The sequence below is a fragment of the Chitinimonas sp. genome (genome assembly GCF_041904975.1).
In the GTDB taxonomy this organism is placed as follows: domain Bacteria; phylum Pseudomonadota; class Gammaproteobacteria; order Burkholderiales; family Chitinimonadaceae; genus Chitinimonas.
Map to the genome: position 1 here is coordinate 1 of NZ_JAYRLZ010000072.1, position 17,076 is coordinate 17,076.

General features: G+C 62.3%; 11 protein-coding genes. 10 read left to right on the top strand and 1 reads right to left on the bottom strand.

Annotated features, from left to right (window positions below; all coding sequences use genetic code 11):
* The first annotated feature begins 122 nt into the window (after window positions 1–122).
* The 9 genes from ACE3OH_RS08980 to ACE3OH_RS09020 all read left to right on the top strand — a co-directional run bounded on the left by ACE3OH_RS08980 (window position 123) and on the right by ACE3OH_RS09020 (window position 15,532).
* Window positions 123–1,136 (top strand): SIS domain-containing protein, encoded by a 1,014-nt coding sequence (locus tag ACE3OH_RS08980; protein WP_374351061.1) that lies wholly within the window; start codon window positions 123–125, stop codon window positions 1,134–1,136.
* A gap of 27 nt (window positions 1,137–1,163) precedes the next feature.
* On the top strand, window positions 1,164–2,426 hold the full coding sequence (locus tag ACE3OH_RS08985; RefSeq protein WP_374351040.1) for an extracellular solute-binding protein: 1,263 nt from the start codon (window positions 1,164–1,166) through the stop codon (window positions 2,424–2,426).
* Between the two features lie 67 nt (window positions 2,427–2,493).
* Window positions 2,494–3,384, top strand: coding sequence for a carbohydrate ABC transporter permease (locus ACE3OH_RS08990; protein WP_374351042.1), 891 nt, complete (start codon window positions 2,494–2,496; stop codon window positions 3,382–3,384).
* 38 nt (window positions 3,385–3,422) lie between these two features.
* Window positions 3,423–4,319, top strand: a complete 897-nt coding sequence (locus ACE3OH_RS08995; protein WP_374351044.1) for a carbohydrate ABC transporter permease — start codon at window positions 3,423–3,425, stop codon at window positions 4,317–4,319.
* 33 nt (window positions 4,320–4,352) lie between these two features.
* Window positions 4,353–5,840, top strand: a complete 1,488-nt coding sequence (nagZ, locus tag ACE3OH_RS09000; RefSeq protein WP_374351046.1) for a beta-N-acetylhexosaminidase — start codon at window positions 4,353–4,355, stop codon at window positions 5,838–5,840.
* Between the two features lie 30 nt (window positions 5,841–5,870).
* Window positions 5,871–6,989, top strand: coding sequence for an ABC transporter ATP-binding protein (locus ACE3OH_RS09005; protein ID WP_374351048.1), 1,119 nt, complete (start codon window positions 5,871–5,873; stop codon window positions 6,987–6,989).
* A 324-nt stretch (window positions 6,990–7,313) separates the two neighbouring features.
* Window positions 7,314–10,079 carry a TonB-dependent receptor gene (locus tag ACE3OH_RS09010; protein ID WP_374351050.1) on the top strand — a complete coding sequence of 922 codons (2,766 nt, stop codon included), beginning with the start codon at window positions 7,314–7,316 and terminating at the stop codon, window positions 10,077–10,079.
* 741 nt (window positions 10,080–10,820) lie between these two features.
* Complete coding sequence (locus ACE3OH_RS09015) at window positions 10,821–11,828, top strand: cupin-like domain-containing protein (RefSeq protein ID WP_374351052.1); 1,008 nt, start codon at window positions 10,821–10,823, stop codon at window positions 11,826–11,828.
* A 365-nt stretch (window positions 11,829–12,193) separates the two neighbouring features.
* Window positions 12,194–15,532, top strand: a complete 3,339-nt coding sequence (locus ACE3OH_RS09020; RefSeq protein ID WP_374351054.1) for a PDZ domain-containing protein — start codon at window positions 12,194–12,196, stop codon at window positions 15,530–15,532.
* Window positions 15,533–15,654: 122 nt separating this feature from the next.
* Here ACE3OH_RS09020 and ACE3OH_RS09025 read toward each other — a convergent pair whose 3' ends face one another.
* Window positions 15,655–16,479, bottom strand: coding sequence for a WD40/YVTN/BNR-like repeat-containing protein (locus tag ACE3OH_RS09025; RefSeq protein ID WP_374351057.1), 825 nt, complete (start codon window positions 16,477–16,479; stop codon window positions 15,655–15,657).
* 306 nt (window positions 16,480–16,785) lie between these two features.
* On the opposite strand from ACE3OH_RS09025, the gene ACE3OH_RS09030 reads away from it, so the two are divergent.
* Window positions 16,786–17,076 (top strand): hypothetical protein (locus tag ACE3OH_RS09030; protein ID WP_374351059.1); only part of this gene is annotated, 291 nt, incomplete at its 3' end.

The following is a 17,076-nucleotide window of genomic DNA, read 5'->3' on the forward strand; positions in this document are numbered from 1 at the left end:
ACCGTGGCCAGCTGAAGGTGGGCAACCATGCCGACATCGTGGTGTTCGACCGTAATCTCAAACTGAAGTCGGTCTTCGTCGAAGGCGAAGCCATTGCCCTGGAGTCCTGATTCGTGACCAGCATGATGAGCCGTGAAATGCGCGAAGCCCCCGCCGCCGTTGCCCGCCAGGCCGAGCGGCAGGACGCCCGATTTGCCGAGCTGGGCGCGCGCCTGCGCCATACCGACCCGCATGCCATGATCACCGTGGCGCGCGGCAGCTCCGACCATGCCTCGGCCTATCTGGGCTACCTGACCATGCTGCGCCTTGGTCGGCTATCGGTATCGCTGCCCATGTCATTGATCACCATGTATGACGCGCCACTCGATGTGATCGGCACCGTCGCCGTCGCCATCTCGCAATCGGGCCGCAGCCCGGATGTGGTGGAACCGATCAGCCGCTTTCGCAAGGGGCGCGCCCAGACCGTCGCCCTGGTCAACGACCCGGAATCGCCACTGGCGCAGGCAGCCGAATGGACCCTGCCGCTGGAAGCCGGGCCGGAGCTCGCGGTTGCTGCCACCAAAAGCTATATCACCAGCCTGTCGGCCGGCGCCCGCCTGGTGGCGCACTGGGCTGAAGACCGGAGCCTGCTCGCCGGCCTTGCCGCCCTGCCCGATGCACTGGCTGCCGCGCAGGAGGCGGATTGGAGCGCCGGCGTCGAAGCGCTGAAAGACGCCGAGCGCATCATGATCGTCGGCCGTGGCCTGACCCTGCCGATCGCCCTGGAAGCCTCGCTCAAATGCAAGGAAACCGCCGCCATCCAGGCCGAGGCCTTCTCCGGCGCCGAAATCAAGCATGGCCCGATGGCGCTGATCGACGAAGGCTACCCCTTGCTGATCTTCGCCCCGCGCGGCCCGGCACAAGCCGGCCAGATCAAGCTGGCAAACGAGATGCGTGCCCGTGGCGCCAAGGTATTACTGGCCGCCCCCACCGATATCGCCGAGCGCGAGCTGACCCTGCCGCTAGGCCCCTGCCCGGAGCTGGACCCACTGGCCGCTATTGCCGCCTTCTACCCGATGGTGGAGGCACTGGCCCGTGCACGTGGTTTCAACCCCGACCAGCCACGCCATCTGAACAAGGTCACGCTGACCCATTAAGCGTCAGCCACCCGAAGAGCCCCAGCCATGCGCCGCCAAACACTCGCCCTTGCCGCCCTGCTGATCACCAGCCTGGTTCTGCCAGCGCAGGCCAAGGCCGATCGGCAGCGGCTGGAATTCTGGACGCAGAGCCTCGCGCCCAAGTTCAACGGTTATTTCCAGGGCCTGGTGGCGCAGTACAACGCCAGCCAGCCGAATGTGGAAGTGGTATGGATCGACTACCCCTGGAATGTGATCCGCCCGAAATTCACCGCCGCCATTGCCGCCGGGCGCCCACCAGCACTGGCAAATATGGATGTGCCCTGGGCCTATGAATACCATCTCAACGGACTGATCCAGCCGGTTGACCAGCTGATCGACCGCCAGCTCTACCTGCCCGGCGCGCTGGCTGACGTGAGCTATGACGGCCACACCTGGGCGGTGCCGTTCTACAACGGCGCCAATGTCATTGCCTATAACACCGCGCTATTCAAGGCGGCCGGCCTTGATCCAGCCAAGGCGCCCGGCACGCTGGACGAGCAGATCAGTATTGCCAAGCAGATCAAGGCCAAAACCGGCGTCGCCGGCTTTGCCCCCACCCTGGGCCCCACCAAGCTGGAAGGCCTGCTGGCGCAAGAAGGACTGGATGTCATCAAGAATGGCCGGGCGGTATTCAATTCCCCCGCCCATGTGGCACTGGTGCAAAAGCTGGCCGACGCCTACCGCAGCGGCGCCTTGCTCAAGGACGGCCTGTTTGCCCAGGACAATTTCCAGCTGTCGATGGCCGCCTATAGCAGCGGCCGCATGGCCATGCTGGTCACCGTGCCGGCCGCGCTGGGCCGGGTGCGCGATGATGCCCCCACCGTTTACCAAAACACCGCCGTCGCGCCGGTGCCGCTGTCGCCATCCGGCATGGCGGCGGGCGGCTGGCAGTTCACCTATGTGGTACCGAAAAACGTCGATGCCAAGCTATTGCCGGAGATCGGCAAGCTGGCCAGCTTCCTGACCAATAGCGCCAACCAGCTGGCCTTTGCTCGCCAGGCCGGCACCCTGCCCACCGCCCGCGCAGCCGCCGCCGACCCTTACTTCCATCAGGCGCCGGCCAAGGCTGGCGCGGCCGAGCTGGCGCTGATTGCTGCGGTCAAGAATCTGCACCAGGTGCGCACCATTTATCTATCTGGCGTACCTGATGCCGAGCTGTTGTCGACCAAATTATCGTCAGCGGTCGAGCAGGCGGTAACCGGCCGCAAGGATGCCAAACAGGCGCTCGATGAAGCGGTGGCGTTCTGGAACAAAAAGCTTAGCCGCTGATAGCACCTGTACCACCCGAAGTCGCACTACTGCTGCCTGCCGATACAACTCCGAAGGAAGCCGCATCGTGGCCCAACAAGCGCCCACCACCCGCACTGCCTATCTGTTCCTGGCGCCGGCCCTGATCCTGCTGGCGGTGTTCTCTTTCTGGCCGGTCGGCTTTGGCTCGTTTATCGCATTTACCAAGTTCAATCTGATTGACCCGCCGCAATGGGTCGGGCTGGCCAATTTTCACGAGCTGTTCAACGAAGAGCTGTTTTTCCTGTCGCTGAAAAACTCGGCGCTGTATCTGCTGGTAGTGCCCATCATCCAGATCCTGGCGATCGTGCTGGCGGTGCTGGTCAACAACCAGCTGCCCGGCATCAAGCTGTTCCGTGCCGCCTACTATGTGCCGGTGGTGACTGCCGTCTCGGTGGTCGGGGTGATCTGGAACTTTATGTACAGCGCCGATGGCGGCGCACTGACGGTTGCCCTCAATGGCGTGCTGAAAGCCCTGCGCCTGATCGACGAGCCGATCGGCATTCTCACCGACGATCGCATCGCCCTGTTTGCCGTGATGTTCATCACCATCTGGCGCGGTCTGGGCTGGTATATGGTGCTCTACCTTGCCGGTTTGCAAGCCATTCCCGGCGATATCTACGAAGCCGCCGTGCTCGACGGCGCCAATGCCTGGCAGCGCTTCTGGCGCATCACCGTGCCGCAGCTGGCGCCCACCATCTTGCTGTGCTCCCTGATGTCGATGCTCGCCGCGGTGAAGGCCTTCGAGGAAGTGCAGATCATGACCGATGGTGGCCCGGCGCAGTCCACCTATACCGTGCTGTTCTACGCCTACAAATTCGGCATTCAGGAGCTCAAGTTCGGCCGGGCGCTGGCGGCCAGCCTGGTGATGTCGGCCTTCTGTATCGCCCTGGCCTGGCTCAATTTCCGCTTTCTGCAAGGCAAGGATGCTCGTCGCTGAGACGCACCGAAATCATGGCCCAGCACACAGGTAAACCGATGACCGATACCACCGCCCCGCTGATTTCCGCATCGCCCGCAAACCGGGCAGCTGCCCCGAGTATCAGCACCAGCCTGCGGCTACGCCGCGCAGCCAAACCTATACCGCACTATCTGCTGCTGTGCCTTTTGGCGCTGCTCACCATCTACCCGTTCTGGTGGACGCTGATCACCGCGCTATCCACCAGCGGCGATATCTACAGTTTTCCGCCGCCGCTGCTGCCGCACGATGTCAGCCTCATCAACTTTATCGAAGTATTTCGCACCATCAATCTGCTGGCGTTCTACAAGACCTCGATCCTGATCGCGCTGGCCACCGTGGCCGGCACCCTGGTGATCTGCAGCCTGGCCGCCTGGCCCCTGTCGCGCATGGAATTTGCCGGCAAGCGCCTGGTATTCGGCGCGGTGATCGCCACCATGATCCTGCCGGCCGAGATCAACTTTCTGGTGAACTTCATCACCATCGCCAAGTTCAATCTGATCGACACCATTGCCGGCGTGGTCCTGCCCAATCTGGCCGGTGCAGTGGGCATCTTCATGATGAAGCAGGCTTTCGATGCGATACCGGGCGACCTGATCGACGCCGCCCGTATCGACGGCGCCAACGAGTGGCAGATCTTCTGGAAGATCGCCCTGCCGCTGACCCGGCCGGCGCTCGGCGCACTGACCATTCTCACCATGGTGGCGGCTTGGAACCAGTACATCTGGCCGTCGGTAGTGATGACCAATCCCGATAACTTCCCGCTCAGCGTCGGCGTGCAATACCTGTCCAGCGCCTTCAGCTCGAAAACCCGGGTGGTGGCCGCCGGCGCGGTGCTGACCGTACTGCCGATGCTGCTGGTCTTCCTGTTTACCCAACGCTTCTTCCTGCGCGGCTTTGATGGCGCGGTGAAATAGGCGCCCCGATTTGCCCATAGCGAGATTCCAATCATGAACCCAGCCATTGCCCGCCTTGCCGGCCGCGCCCTGATGGTCGACCTGGCAGGCGAGCGCCTCAGCGCCGCCGAAGCCGACTTTCTGCGCCAGCACCATATCCGCGCCATCTGCCTGTTTCGCCGCAATGTCAGCAGCGCCGCTTCCACCCGCCAGCTGATTGCCGACCTGAAAGCCACCCTTGGCGACGAGGTATTGATCGGCATCGATCAGGAAGGCGGTGCAGTGATGCGCACCCTGTTTATGCCGGCCGCACCGAGCGCCATGGCGCTGGGCGCCATTGGCGACGAAACCCTGGCCTATCAGGTCGGCGCCGCCATCGCCCGTGGTCTGGCTTCGCTCGGGGTGAACTGGAATTACGCCCCGGTGCTGGACTTGAACAACAATCCGCGCAACCCGGTGATAGCCGAGCGCAGCTTCGGCGCCGACCCGGACAAGGCGTCGCGCCTCGCTGGCGCCTGGATGGCCGGCCATCTCGGCGAAGGGGTAGCCACCTGCGTCAAGCACTTCCCTGGCCATGGCGACACCCATACCGACTCGCATCTGGCCTTGCCGGTGGTCGATAAAACTCGCGCCGCCATCGCGCAATACGAGTTGTCGCCGTTTCACGCACTGATCCAGCAGACACCGGGCCTGATGAGCGCCCATATCGTGTTCCCGGCCTTTGACAGCGAGCGTCCGGCCACTCTGTCGCCCGCCATCCTGCAAACCCTGCTGCGCGATGAATGGGGCTATGCCGGCGTGACCATTACCGACGGCATGAATATGAAGGCGATCCGCGAGCGCTGGGGCCAGGCACAGGGCTCGGTGATGGCGCTGCAGGCCGGCGCCGACCTGTCGCTGGTGTTGCAATACCAGGATGAAATGGCCGCGTCCTACCAAGCCTTGATCGAAGCGGTGGAAGCAGGTGAGCTCACGCAGGCGCGGCTGCAACAGGCCGATAGCCGGGTCAGCGCCATGATTGCCCGCTTCCCCTCGGTGCAGCGCGACTACAGCGATGCGCAGCAGGCCGCCGATGCCGCCCTGTTTGCCAGCGCCTGGCGCCGCGCCCTCACCCTGCACGGCGAGGCACGCCGTCCCGCTCTGGGCGGGAAGTTGCGCCTGATCATCCAGGCCGATGCGCCATCGGACGGCGTATCGGAACCCGGCCTGCCCGCCAGCGTACTGATCGCCCGCCTGGCGCCCTTGTATGCGCTGGATGTGGTGGCTTACGACCAGCGCAGCGCAGTGAATTGGTCGCAATGGTCCGGCGACGGGGTATTCACCATCGTCGCCTCGAATACCCGCGCCCGCTACGGCGAAGCCGAGCGCGCCCAGTGGCGGCCGGATCTGCATCTGGCGCTGTGGAACCCCTATGCCGCCGCCGACCTGCCCTGCCCGGCCCTGATCAGCTATGGCTTTGCACCGCCAGCGCTGGATGCGGTGATCGCCTGGCTGAAGGGCGAAATCGAAGCGACCGGCAGCTTGCCCGCCCCGCTTGATTGATCCATCCGACGGTATTCTCAAGGAAGCATCATGGCCGCACTGAAGCTGCAACAACTGCGCAAGACCTATGACGACGGCAACGAGATCATCAAGGGTATTGATCTGGACATCCGCGATGGCGAGTTCATGGTGTTTGTCGGGCCATCGGGCTGCGGCAAATCCACCACCTTGCGCATGATTGCCGGCCTTGAGGAAATCAGCGGCGGCAGCCTGCATATTGGCGACAGGCAGGTGAACGAGGTGCCGCCGGCGCAGCGCGGCGTGGCCATGGTGTTCCAGAGCTATGCGCTGTATCCGCATATGACGGTGCGCGAAAACATGGGCTTTGCCCTCAAGCTGGCCAAGCACAGCAAGGCCGCCATCGATGAGGCAGTGGAGCGCGCCGCCAACATCCTGCAGATCAGCCATCTGCTCGATCGCAAGCCCAAGGCGCTGTCGGGTGGCCAGCGGCAGCGGGTTGCCATTGGGCGCGCCATTGTGCGCACCCCTCAGGTATTCCTGTTTGACGAACCCTTGTCGAACCTCGATGCCGCCCTGCGGGTGCAGATGCGGATTGAATTGGCGCGCCTGCATGAAGAGCTGGCCACCACCATGATCTACGTCACCCACGATCAGGTCGAAGCGATGACCCTGGGGGACCGCATTGCCGTATACAACGCCGGTCGCATCGAGCAGGTCGGCACGCCGCTGGAGCTGTATGAGCGGCCAGCCAATCTGTTTGTAGCGGGCTTTCTCGGCTCGCCCAAGATGAACTTCCTGCCGGCCAGCATCGCCTGCCATGGCGAGGCCGGCACGGTAGCCCTGCTGGCAGGTGGCAGCAAACTGGTATTGAACTGCAAGCTCGATCATCCGGCAGGCGCCGCAATCACCCTCGGCATCCGGCCCGAGAACCTGTCCTGGCAGGCCGGCCCGGCAGACGCCGGCATTCCGGTGCGCATCGAGCTGGTCGAGCATCTCGGCGGCGAGCAGATTGTCTATGCCAGCCACGCTGGCTGTAGCGAGCAGCTGGCTTTCAGCATTGCCGGCAATACCAGTGCGCCGAAACGTGGCGATCTTGGCAGCCTGCATCCGGCCAGTCAGACGGTGTTAGCGTTTGATGCACAGGGCGTTGCAATTCGCCATACACACAAGGCAGCCTGCCTGGTCTGATGCACAGTTTTTGATTCACTGGTATTAGCCGACCACCTTCCACCCTCCTTCCATACCGCGAAAAGTGGCTTTACTACTGGCCACTTAGCGAAGCGCTTCGCCTGAAACTGCAAAGTGGTATTACTCAAGTACCATTTTCACAACACCACTTAAACCTGTTGAATACCATTGGTATTTAACTTATCCTACAGTGGTATTACGGATTTTCGATAGGCCTGCCGCCCCCAAAAGCATGGAAAGCCAATGCGGCAAGCCAGGGTTTTAGCCACGTTCATAAACCGGCCAGTGAGCAGCATGCGCGGCCAACAAAGTAGGGGACATTACGTGAAGATCAAGCCAACACCCATTGCTTCTGCCGTCGCACTTGCCTTGCTGGGCATAAGCGCCCAGGCAGCCGACAACCAGGCCGAACAGATTACCGTGACCGGCATTCGGGCATCCAAGCAGAACGCCATTGCCGCCAAGCGCAATGCCGATTCGCATGTGGAAGTGATCAGCGCCGAAGATATCGGCAAGATGCCGGACAAGAATGTGGCCGATTCGCTGGCCCGCGTGGCCGGCGTCACCATCAGCTCGGCCGGCGCTACCGAAGGCGGCTTTGATGAAAACGACCGGGTCAGCATGCGCGGCACCGGCCCCAGCCTGACCCAGACCCTGATCAATGGCCACAATGTGTCGTCCGGCGACTGGTTCGTGCTGAATCAGGGTGGCTCGCAAGTGGGACGTAGTGTCAGTTACTCACTGCTGCCGTCCGAGCTGGTACAGCAGGTAGTGGTACACAAGGGCTCTGAAGCAAGATTTGTCGAAGGCGGCACCGCCGGCAATGTCGATATCCTTACCCGTCGCCCGCTGGAATTCAAAAAGCAGCTGACCGGTGAAGCCTCGATCGGCGCGGTGTATGCCGACCTGCCGAAAAAAACCGATCCGCAGTTCAATGCCCTGTTCAACTGGAAGAACGACAGCAATACCTTTGGCGTGCTGGTGCAAGGCTTCTCGGAAAAACGCCATCTGCGCCGCGAAGGCCAGGAAACACTAGGCTACAACAAGGTGACCGCCGATTCGGCACTGGGCAAGGCGATCCCGGCCCTGGTCGGTTCGGTCTACCCCTACAACATCGGCACCACCCTGTTCGAGCAGACCCGTACCCGCAAGGGCGGCGTGTTCGATGTGCAATACAAGCCCAATGCCGACCTGACCCTGGGCTTGAACGGCTACTTCTCCAATCTCGACGCACCCAATTACAACCGCAACTACCTGTACCGGCCGGACTGGGTAGTGAATGGCGTGGGCGGCAAGCCGGTCACGCCAACTTCCTACACCCTGAGCAACGGGGTGATCACCTCGATGACCTTCCCGGCTGCACCCAAGACCTTCCAGGGTGAATACGACATGATCTACCGCCCGGACGAATCGGCCAGCTCGAACTATGTCGCCGGCGACTTCAAGTGGCGCATCAATGACCGGTTCCGCCTGTCCGGCCAGCTGGGTCAATCAGTCGGCCACAGCAAGACCCCGACCCAGGATATGTTCCAGGAAGACTTCGGCATCGGCACCGGCTCGTCCTACTCGATGAATGGCCTCAATTCAGCCATCAACTGGACCATGAACGGAGCCAACAGCAAGGCTCCCGGTGCATCGCACAGCGGCGGCCTCGACTGGATGTGGGGCGATATGGGTATCGATGTGAAGGATACCGATCGCTGGGCGCAGATCGACGGCGCCTTCAAGGCCGACTATGGCCTGTTGACCGAGGTGCTCGGCGGCATCCGCTTTGCCGAACACGAAAAAGGCAACCAGGGCACGGTGATCGGGCAGCGCCCTGGCTGCGCCGGCGCGCCGAACAACTCGCCCTTCGTCAACTTCACCTGTACTGCCAGCGTGTGGGATAGCGCGCAATGGCCGCAACAATTCGGCACCTATACGATCAGCAGCTTCGGCGGCAACTTCCCCAATACCGTTTACTACTACACACCGGAGGCGCTGCACGCCTTCAACAGCAAGTTTGCCTATCGTGGCGTCAACAATGGCAAGGGCAATGACCGCGAAGACTGGGGCCTTGAGGCCTATCTGAAGGAAAAGCGCTCGGCCGCCTATGTCGAGGGCAAATTCGAAGGTGACAACTGGAGCGGCAATGTCGGCTTGCGCCTGGTGCATACCCGTGAGCATGTACGGCAAAACTACAGCGTATCGGCCGACAACCCTGCCGCCGTCAATGCGGTCACCGCGTTTGGCGCCTTTGCCCAGCGTTCGGTCGATAACAGCTACACCGACGTGCTGCCCAGCCTGAACCTCAAGGTCGATCTGACCAAGCATCTGGTGGCGCGTTTTGGCGTATCCAAGACCATGACCCTGCCCGACTATGGCTCGCTGGCCTCCTCCATCGCCACCGGCGAAGTGCCGACCCTCGATGCCGCCGGCAATACCGTGCAGCGCGGCAGCGGCAGTGGCGGCAATCCGCTGCTCAAGCCGGTACGGGCCAATAACTTCGATATGTCGCTCGAGTACTACTTCGCGCCACGTTCGCTGGTGTCGGCCTCGGTATTCGTGATGGACCTGCAGTCCTATGTCGGCTTCGGCACCATGACCGTACCGCTGCTGACCAGCAACAAGCAGTTCCCGAACGGCGTAATGGCGCTGTATGACCTGACCGTACCGGTCAATATCTCCGGCTCGGTGCATGGCGTAGAGCTGGCCTGGGAGCAACCGATCTGGGGCAACTTCGGTGCCGGCGCCAATTACACCTTCGCCGATGGTCGTGAAGACGATGGCCGTCCGCTCAATGGCAACTCCAAGCATGTGTACAACCTCAATGCCTATTACGAGGACGACACCTTCAACGCCCGCATCCAGTACAACTACCGCTCCGAATACTTCAGCGGCATCGATCGTAGCCAGGCCTACTACCAGGATGGCGTCGGCACCTTGTCGGCTTCACTGGGCTACAAGTTCAGCGACCGGCTGTCATTCACGCTGGACGGCCAGAACCTGAACAACCCGACGCTGAAGTACTACAGCGAAAACAAGAACCGCCCACGCGCCTTCTATCGCAATGGTCGCCAGTACTATCTGAACGCGCATATCAAGTTCTGATGGTGTAATTGGCGTCGTGGATGGGGAAGACGGCAGGCGCCGGCCCCGGGGAACCCGGGGCTGAACTGGCAGTGAGGTAGATGGAGGCGCTTTGCTGTTTGATCCCTCCCCCTCCGCCCCCGCCGCTGCGGGGGGACCGCACCCGGATGGGTGCGTGGGTGGTCGTATCGGCTGGTCCGGATGGGTAAGACGGCAGGCGCCAGCCCCGGGGAACCCGGGGCTGAACTGGCAGTGAGGTAGATGGAGGCGCTTTGCTGTTTGATTCCTCCCCCTCCGCCCCCGCCGCTGAGGGGGGGACCGCACCCTGGCGGGTGCGAGGGCGACAGTGCCGAGCATTGCGGATAGGTAAATCGGCAGGCGCCGGCCCCGGGGAACCCGGGGCTGAAGCGGCAGCGATATTGTCGGAATGAATTCCGACCTGGCTCGCCTTGCTCTGCGCCCCTCTGTCCTCTGTGGTTCAAGATGTTGAGTTCGTTATCCAGCAGGACGTAGGTCGGGTTTCAACCCGACTGTGCCATCGGGCACGCGGCAGGCTTGAGCAGTCGGAATGAGCTGCGACTTGCGTCAGAACGAGCAAGCCACGATACCGTGACTTGCAGCAATCGAATCACTCCTCGCTGGCGCGGTTAGACAATGGCGAAAGCCGGCGCTACCGCGCTTTTTTTATTGATACCGGTGGAGCCCTTTACGCCGCTTGCTGACTCAGCAAAGCTGCAGCACCGTCTTCCCAAGGAGCGCCCCATGCGCGCCATTACCGTCTGGCAACACGTCGATACCACGCTGTTTCGCGAGCAGATCCTGCCCTTGCAACAGCCGGCCATTTTGCAGGGCCTGGTGGAGCAATGGCCACTGGTCCGGCTGGCGCGCGAATCGGCCGCCCAGGCGTGCAGCTATCTATTGCAACACGCCAATGCGCAGCCAGTCGATGCGGTACTGCTGGCGCCCGACCAGCATGGGCGACTGGGGCTGGATGCCGGACTCAGCGCCTTCAATTTCGTCCGCAACCGGCTGCCGCTGCGCAAGATCATCGAACAGCTGGCGCGCTATTCGCATTTTTCCGAGCCGCCAGCACTGGCCGCCCAAAGTGCGCCGATTGCCGACTGCCTGCCGGGCTTGCTGCCCGCCCTGCCGATGCCCCTGCTTGATCCGGCCGTCAGCCCGCGTATCTGGCTGGGCAATGCCATCGTTACGCCGGCCCATTTTGACGAATCGCACAATATCGCCTGCTGCGGCGCCGGCCGGCGTCGTTTCACCCTGTTCCCTCCGGACCAGCTGGCCAATCTCTACCTTGGGCCGCTGGATCTGGCGCCTACCAATACACCGATCAGCCTAGTCGACTTTGCCCAACCTGATTTCGACCGCTTCCCGCGCTTTAGACAGGCGCTCGACGCCGCCCTGGTGGCCGAGCTGGCACCGGGCGACGCTATCTATATCCCGCCGCTGTGGTGGCACCATGTCAGCTCGCTCGAGCCATTGAATATCCTGATCAACTACTGGTGGCGGCAAGACAGCCGGGGCCAGCAACCAGACTCGGCGCTTGGTGCGCTCTGGCACGCGGTGCTGTGCCTGCGCCAGTTGCCACCGGCCGAGCGCCGTGCCTGGGCGGGCCTGTTCGAGCACTACATTTTCGGCCCGGCCGAGGCGGCAACGGCGCATTTGCCGGCCGAGCGCCACGGCATGCTCGGCCAGCTCGATGCCACCGAGCACCAACACCTGCGCCAACGCATCGCCGCCTTGCTCGATGGCTAGACCCTGCTTGCCCAGGGCGATCTGGAGCGATTTCGCTCCAAAACAGACATTCACCGGCAGGGAATCCGCGCGCGATACCAGTATTTGCCGCCCCATCCATCGATGTCGCGGAGGGCATTGTGATTTCGCGGCTTGCCTAATCCGTCGATACTCGTACCAGCCTTGGCCGGCTTCATATCCATATGTCGCCGATTCGTCGCAAAAGCCCTGCGCAATGGCTGCGCGCTTTGCGACGATGACATAGGCGCAACGGCTTAGGCATGCCTGCCGGCATTTGCCCTGATGGCGATTTGCCGCGGCAAGGGCCGCGCTATGATGTGTGCCCGCTCGATCTGTCAAGCCGATGATCTCGCCTGCCGGCGATCATGCAGCACCACTGGATACCAACCGCAGTTCCGTTTGAGGATGCGCACTACACCATGCCACGCCGCCCGTTTACCCTCCGTACACTCACCATCGCGCTGCTTTGCCTTGGCGCTAGCTACCCGGCCTTGGCTGAGCCGACCAAGCTGATCAGCCAGCCAGCCATTTCGAAAGACCACCTTGCCTTTGTCTACGCCGGCGATATCTGGCTCAGCAATCGCCAGGGCCAGCATCCGGTCCGGCTGACCAGCCACCCGGCCAGCGAGGTGGCGCCGCATTTCTCGCCCGATGGCAAATGGATCGCCTTCTCGGCCGGTTACGACAATAACGTCGATGTCTATGTGATTGCGGTCGAAGGCGGCCAGCCGCGCCGGCTTACCTGGCACCCTGGCGCCGACCGCGTGACTGGCTGGAGCGCCGATGGCAAGCGGGTGTTGTTTACCTCGAACCGCGAGGTGGGCAATGGCCGCAGCGAGCAGCTGTATGAAGTGGCGCTCGATGGCGGTTACGAGCAAAAGGTGATGAAGGCGCTTGCCGCCGAAGGCGCCTGGTCAAGCGACGGCAAGCTGCTCGCCTACCGGCCCTATATCAAGGCCTATGCCGGCCCAAGCGGCTGGCGCCAGCACCGTGGCGGCAATACGCCGCCGATCTGGGTGCTGGATAAACAAGCCAATACGCTCGACAAGCTGCCGCATGTCAATGCGTCCGACTTCCGGCCGATGTGGGTGGGCAACGATATTGCGTTTATTTCCGACCGCAACGATGGCGCCGCCAATCTGTTTCTCTACCAGCGCGCCAGCAAGACCTTACGCCAACTTACCCATGAAACGGTATGGGATGTACGCAGCGCAGCCGCCTTTGGTAACACCATCGTCTACGAGGTGGCCGGCGAGCTGAAGTCACTCGACGTCGGCAGCGGGGAGGCCAAGGCCTTGCCGATCATGCTGGCGAGCCAGGCCATCCAGGCGCGGCCACAGTGGAAGGACGCGAGCAAGACCATCAGCTCGGCCCAGCTCTCGCCCAATGGAAAGCGCGTGCTGTTTACCGCGCGCGGCGAGGTATTCAGCGTGCCGGTCAAGGAAGGCATGGTGCGCAATCTGAGCAATAGCTCGGGCGTGCGCGAATCAGACGCGCTGTGGAGCGAAGACGGCAAGCAGCTGGCCTGGCTCAGCGACGAAGGCGGGCGCCAGTCGCTGGTATTGCGCGATGCTGCCGGTCTGGAAGCGCCACGCCAGCTGCCGATACGGCACGACGGCCATTTCGCCTTGCTGGCCTATGCGCCGGATGGCAGCAAGGTGGTATTGCAGGACAATCACCTGAATCTGTATGCCATGGAGCTCGGCAAGGGCGAGCTGAGCCTGATCGACAGCAGCCGCCGCCGCGGCCGCTTCAACCCGGTGTTTTCACCCGACGGCCAATGGCTGGCTTATACGATCAAGGGCGAAAACACCTTTACCCGGGTGCGCCTGTACAGCTTTGCCAGCAAGCAGGCGGTCAATGTGGCCGAGACCCTGGTGCAGACCGATCACCCGGTATTTGGCGGCAACGACTATCTGTATTTCACCGCGTCGATCGATGCCGGCCCCAGCCGCGAAACGCTGGATATGTCCACCCAGGAACGCCCCTTGCGCGAGGGCATCTTCGCCCTGGTACTGAGCGCCAATGGCCGCTCGCCGCTGCCGCCGAAAACCGGCGATGAAGAGTCACCAAAGGCGGCTGGCGATGGCAAGGGCGATAAAGCCGGCAAGGACGACAAGGCAGACAAGGGCGACAAGGCGCATACCCGCGTTGACCTGGCTGGCCTCGCCGGCCGTCTGGTACCGATTCCCGTACCACGCCGCAATTACGACGATCTGTCGGTCGGCGCCGATGGCGCGCTCTACTATCTGGTGCAGCGCCAACCCGGCACCATCGAAGAGGCACCGTCCGCCAAGGATGGTGGCAATAGCGAGTTGTATCGTTACAGCCTCGACAATCGCGAAGAAAAACTGCTCAAGAACGGCGTGCAAAACCTGCAGCTCAGCGCAGATCGCAAAAAGTGGCTGGTCAAACTGGGCGAGGGGCGCTACGAAGTCGGCGATGCTGGAGAAAAATACGATGCCAAGCCGGTTGATGTGGCCGGCTTGCGCGCCCTGATCGATCCGCGTCAGGAATGGCAGCAGATCTTCGATGAAGTGTGGCGGCATGAGCGCGATTACTTCTACGACCCGAAGCTGCATGGCCTTGACTGGGCGGCAGTGCGCGCACGCTATGCACCAATGCTGGCCCATGTGCAGCGCCGCGAAGACCTCAATGACTTGCTGGTGCAGATGATAGGCGAGCTACAGGTCGGCCATAACCGGGTGGGCGGCGGCGATGTGTACAGCGAACGCAGTACCGCGACCGGCTTGCTCGGTGCCGACTTCCGCATCGAGAACGGCCAGTACCGTATCAGCAAGATCTACCGTGGCGATGCCTGGAACCCCTTCCTGGTTGCCCCCTTGGCCATGCCGGGGCTGGATGTGGCCGAGGGCGACGCGATCACGGCCATCAATGGCCGCGCCCTCGATGCCCGCAGCAATATCTTTGCCTACCTGGAAGGCACAGCCGACAAACCCACCACCCTGACCATTGCCCGCGACGGCAAGCCGGCGCGCAACGTTACCGTGGTGCCAATCGCCAATGAAGCCAGCTTGCGCCAGTGGACGTGGATCGAGCACAACCGCAGCGAGGTCGAGCGACTCAGCGGCGGCAAGCTCGGCTATATCTACCTGCCCGACACGGCAGACCAGGGCTTTGCCTATTTCAACCGCATGTTCTTTGCCCAGATCGACAAGGAAGGGCTGGTGATCGACGACAGGCGCAATAGCGGCGGCCAGGCAGCCAACTATGTGCTGGAAACGCTGAGCCGCAAGCACCTGGCCGGCTGGAAAGACCGCGACGGCCAGGTGTTCAACACCCCGTCCGGCGCCAACCATGGCCCCAAAGCCTTGCTGATCGACCAGGACGCCGGCTCCGGCGGCGACTTCTTCCCCTATGGCTTCAAGCGCCTGGGTTTGGGCAAAACCATCGGCACCCGAACCTGGGGCGGCCTGATCGGCATCTCGGCCAATCCGCCCTTGATCGATGGCGGCTTCCTCACCGTGCCCTTCTTCCGCTTCTTCACGCCAGATGGCGAGTGGCGGGTGGAAAACGAGGGGGTAGCGCCGGACATGGAAGTGGAACTGGACCCGCTGGCCGTCAACGCCGGCCGCGATACCCAGCTGGAGGCAGCGGTGACCGAAGTAATGCAGCAGCTCAAATCTGCCAAGCCGGTCGCCAGCAAGACTGCGCCGCCCTATCCAACGGTGCTGGGCAAGTAGCAAACAACAAGGGCGCCGATGGCGCCCTTGTTATACGTGGCCGGCATAATCCACAGGTTGCACCTCTGCACAGTGGGCCACCATCGAGCCGCACGCCACCATGGCAGCAGCGGCCAATGGCCTCACTGAACGGTAAACAGCTGACGATAGCTGCGGCTCTGCAGCATATCGGTCAGGCAATCAGCCGGGGAATCGCCCTGACCATAGCCGGCGTAAACCGGCGTACCGGCGAGGCCAGTGAGATTGAGCTGATTCACCAGGGTTGCTTGGGTGGCGCCAAGTGGCCCGCTGCGAAATGGCGTCGGATTATCACCGGCGTAGGGCTGCCAGCCCTTGCTTCCCAGCAGAAACAATTGGTCTTGCACCGCCGCGCCGACAAAGACACAGCCAGCTCGCCCGTTATCGATAGCCAGCGGCGCAAAATCCAGGTTCAGGGTCTGGCTGGTCAGCGCGCCACTTGGCGTTAGTTTCGCCGACCAGGTACTGGCCGGCGCCGTGGACTTGAGCTGGAATACGCCGCCCTCACCACCAACATAAAGCGTGTCATCGCCATCCACCGCCAGAGCATGCACATTCAAGGCCAAGCCCCGCAGCCCCCGATTCAGTGCAGTCCAGCTGGCGCCGCCATCGACGCTTTGCCACACTCCGGCGCCCCAGGTGCCCGCATACAGGCGGCCACGGCTGTCCAGCGCCAGCGCCTGAATACTGAGCGCATTGCCCTCCAGGCCATGATTCATTGCTGTCCAGCTCAGGCCACCATCGCGGCTTTTGAACACACCGATCTTGGTATCGCCGGCAAAGATGGCGCCCGCGCGATCGAATACCATGCTGCTGACAAATTTGAACGGGCTGCTATCGAGCGCCTTCCACTGCTCAGTGCCGCTTGCCCGCTTGAAAAGGCGCGAACCGGCGGCATAGAGCGAGCCCTGCCGATCGAAGGCGAGCACGCTGAATATCGGGTTGGCATAGTTTGGTAAAGAAAATTCACCGAGCCCACTATTGACAGGCTTCCAAGCCCCTGAACCGCTGCGAAGCATGTAGACGCCTTCTCCCCAGAAACCATCCCACCATCCCACCGCGGAGGCATAGGTGCTGCCACGGCCGTCATCGGCCAAGGCAGTAATGCGATAAGCGCCGAGCCCGCCCCGCGTACTCCAGGATGCACTGCCATCCAGGCTTTGGCTAACACCAAAATAAAGCACACCTCCCGCCGCAAGCAGGGAGTCGGTTATGACGGTTGAACTACTGCCAACTTGCCTCCAACCACCTCCGCCGTCCGTGCTCTTAAACAAACCAGCGGGGCCAGCCATATAAACGGCGCGCCCATCGACCGCCAGTTTTTCGGCAACAATATTGCCCAAGCCCATATTGCTTTTCACCCAGTTTTTGCTGTCGCGGGCCAACTTGAAATTGCCCGCCTTGGTGTAGGCAAACAGATTGCCACGGGTATCGGCCAGCAGGCTAAATACAACCAGACTATCGCCATCGAGCCCGTTACCGACCGTCATCCAGGTGGCTCCAGCATCGCTGGTTCTGAATACGCC

Coding starts and splice junctions, on each gene's coding strand:
- ACE3OH_RS08980 (WP_374351061.1), top strand. CDS start 123: ATGATGAGCCGTGAAATGCGCGAAGCCCCCGCCGCCGTTGCCCGCCAG.
- ACE3OH_RS08985 (WP_374351040.1), top strand. CDS start 1,164: ATGCGCCGCCAAACACTCGCCCTTGCCGCCCTGCTGATCACCAGCCTG.
- ACE3OH_RS08995 (WP_374351044.1), top strand. CDS start 3,423: ATGACCGATACCACCGCCCCGCTGATTTCCGCATCGCCCGCAAACCGG.
- nagZ (WP_374351046.1), top strand. CDS start 4,353: ATGAACCCAGCCATTGCCCGCCTTGCCGGCCGCGCCCTGATGGTCGAC.
- ACE3OH_RS09005 (WP_374351048.1), top strand. CDS start 5,871: ATGGCCGCACTGAAGCTGCAACAACTGCGCAAGACCTATGACGACGGC.
- ACE3OH_RS09015 (WP_374351052.1), top strand. CDS start 10,821: ATGCGCGCCATTACCGTCTGGCAACACGTCGATACCACGCTGTTTCGC.
- ACE3OH_RS09020 (WP_374351054.1), top strand. CDS start 12,194: ATGCAGCACCACTGGATACCAACCGCAGTTCCGTTTGAGGATGCGCAC.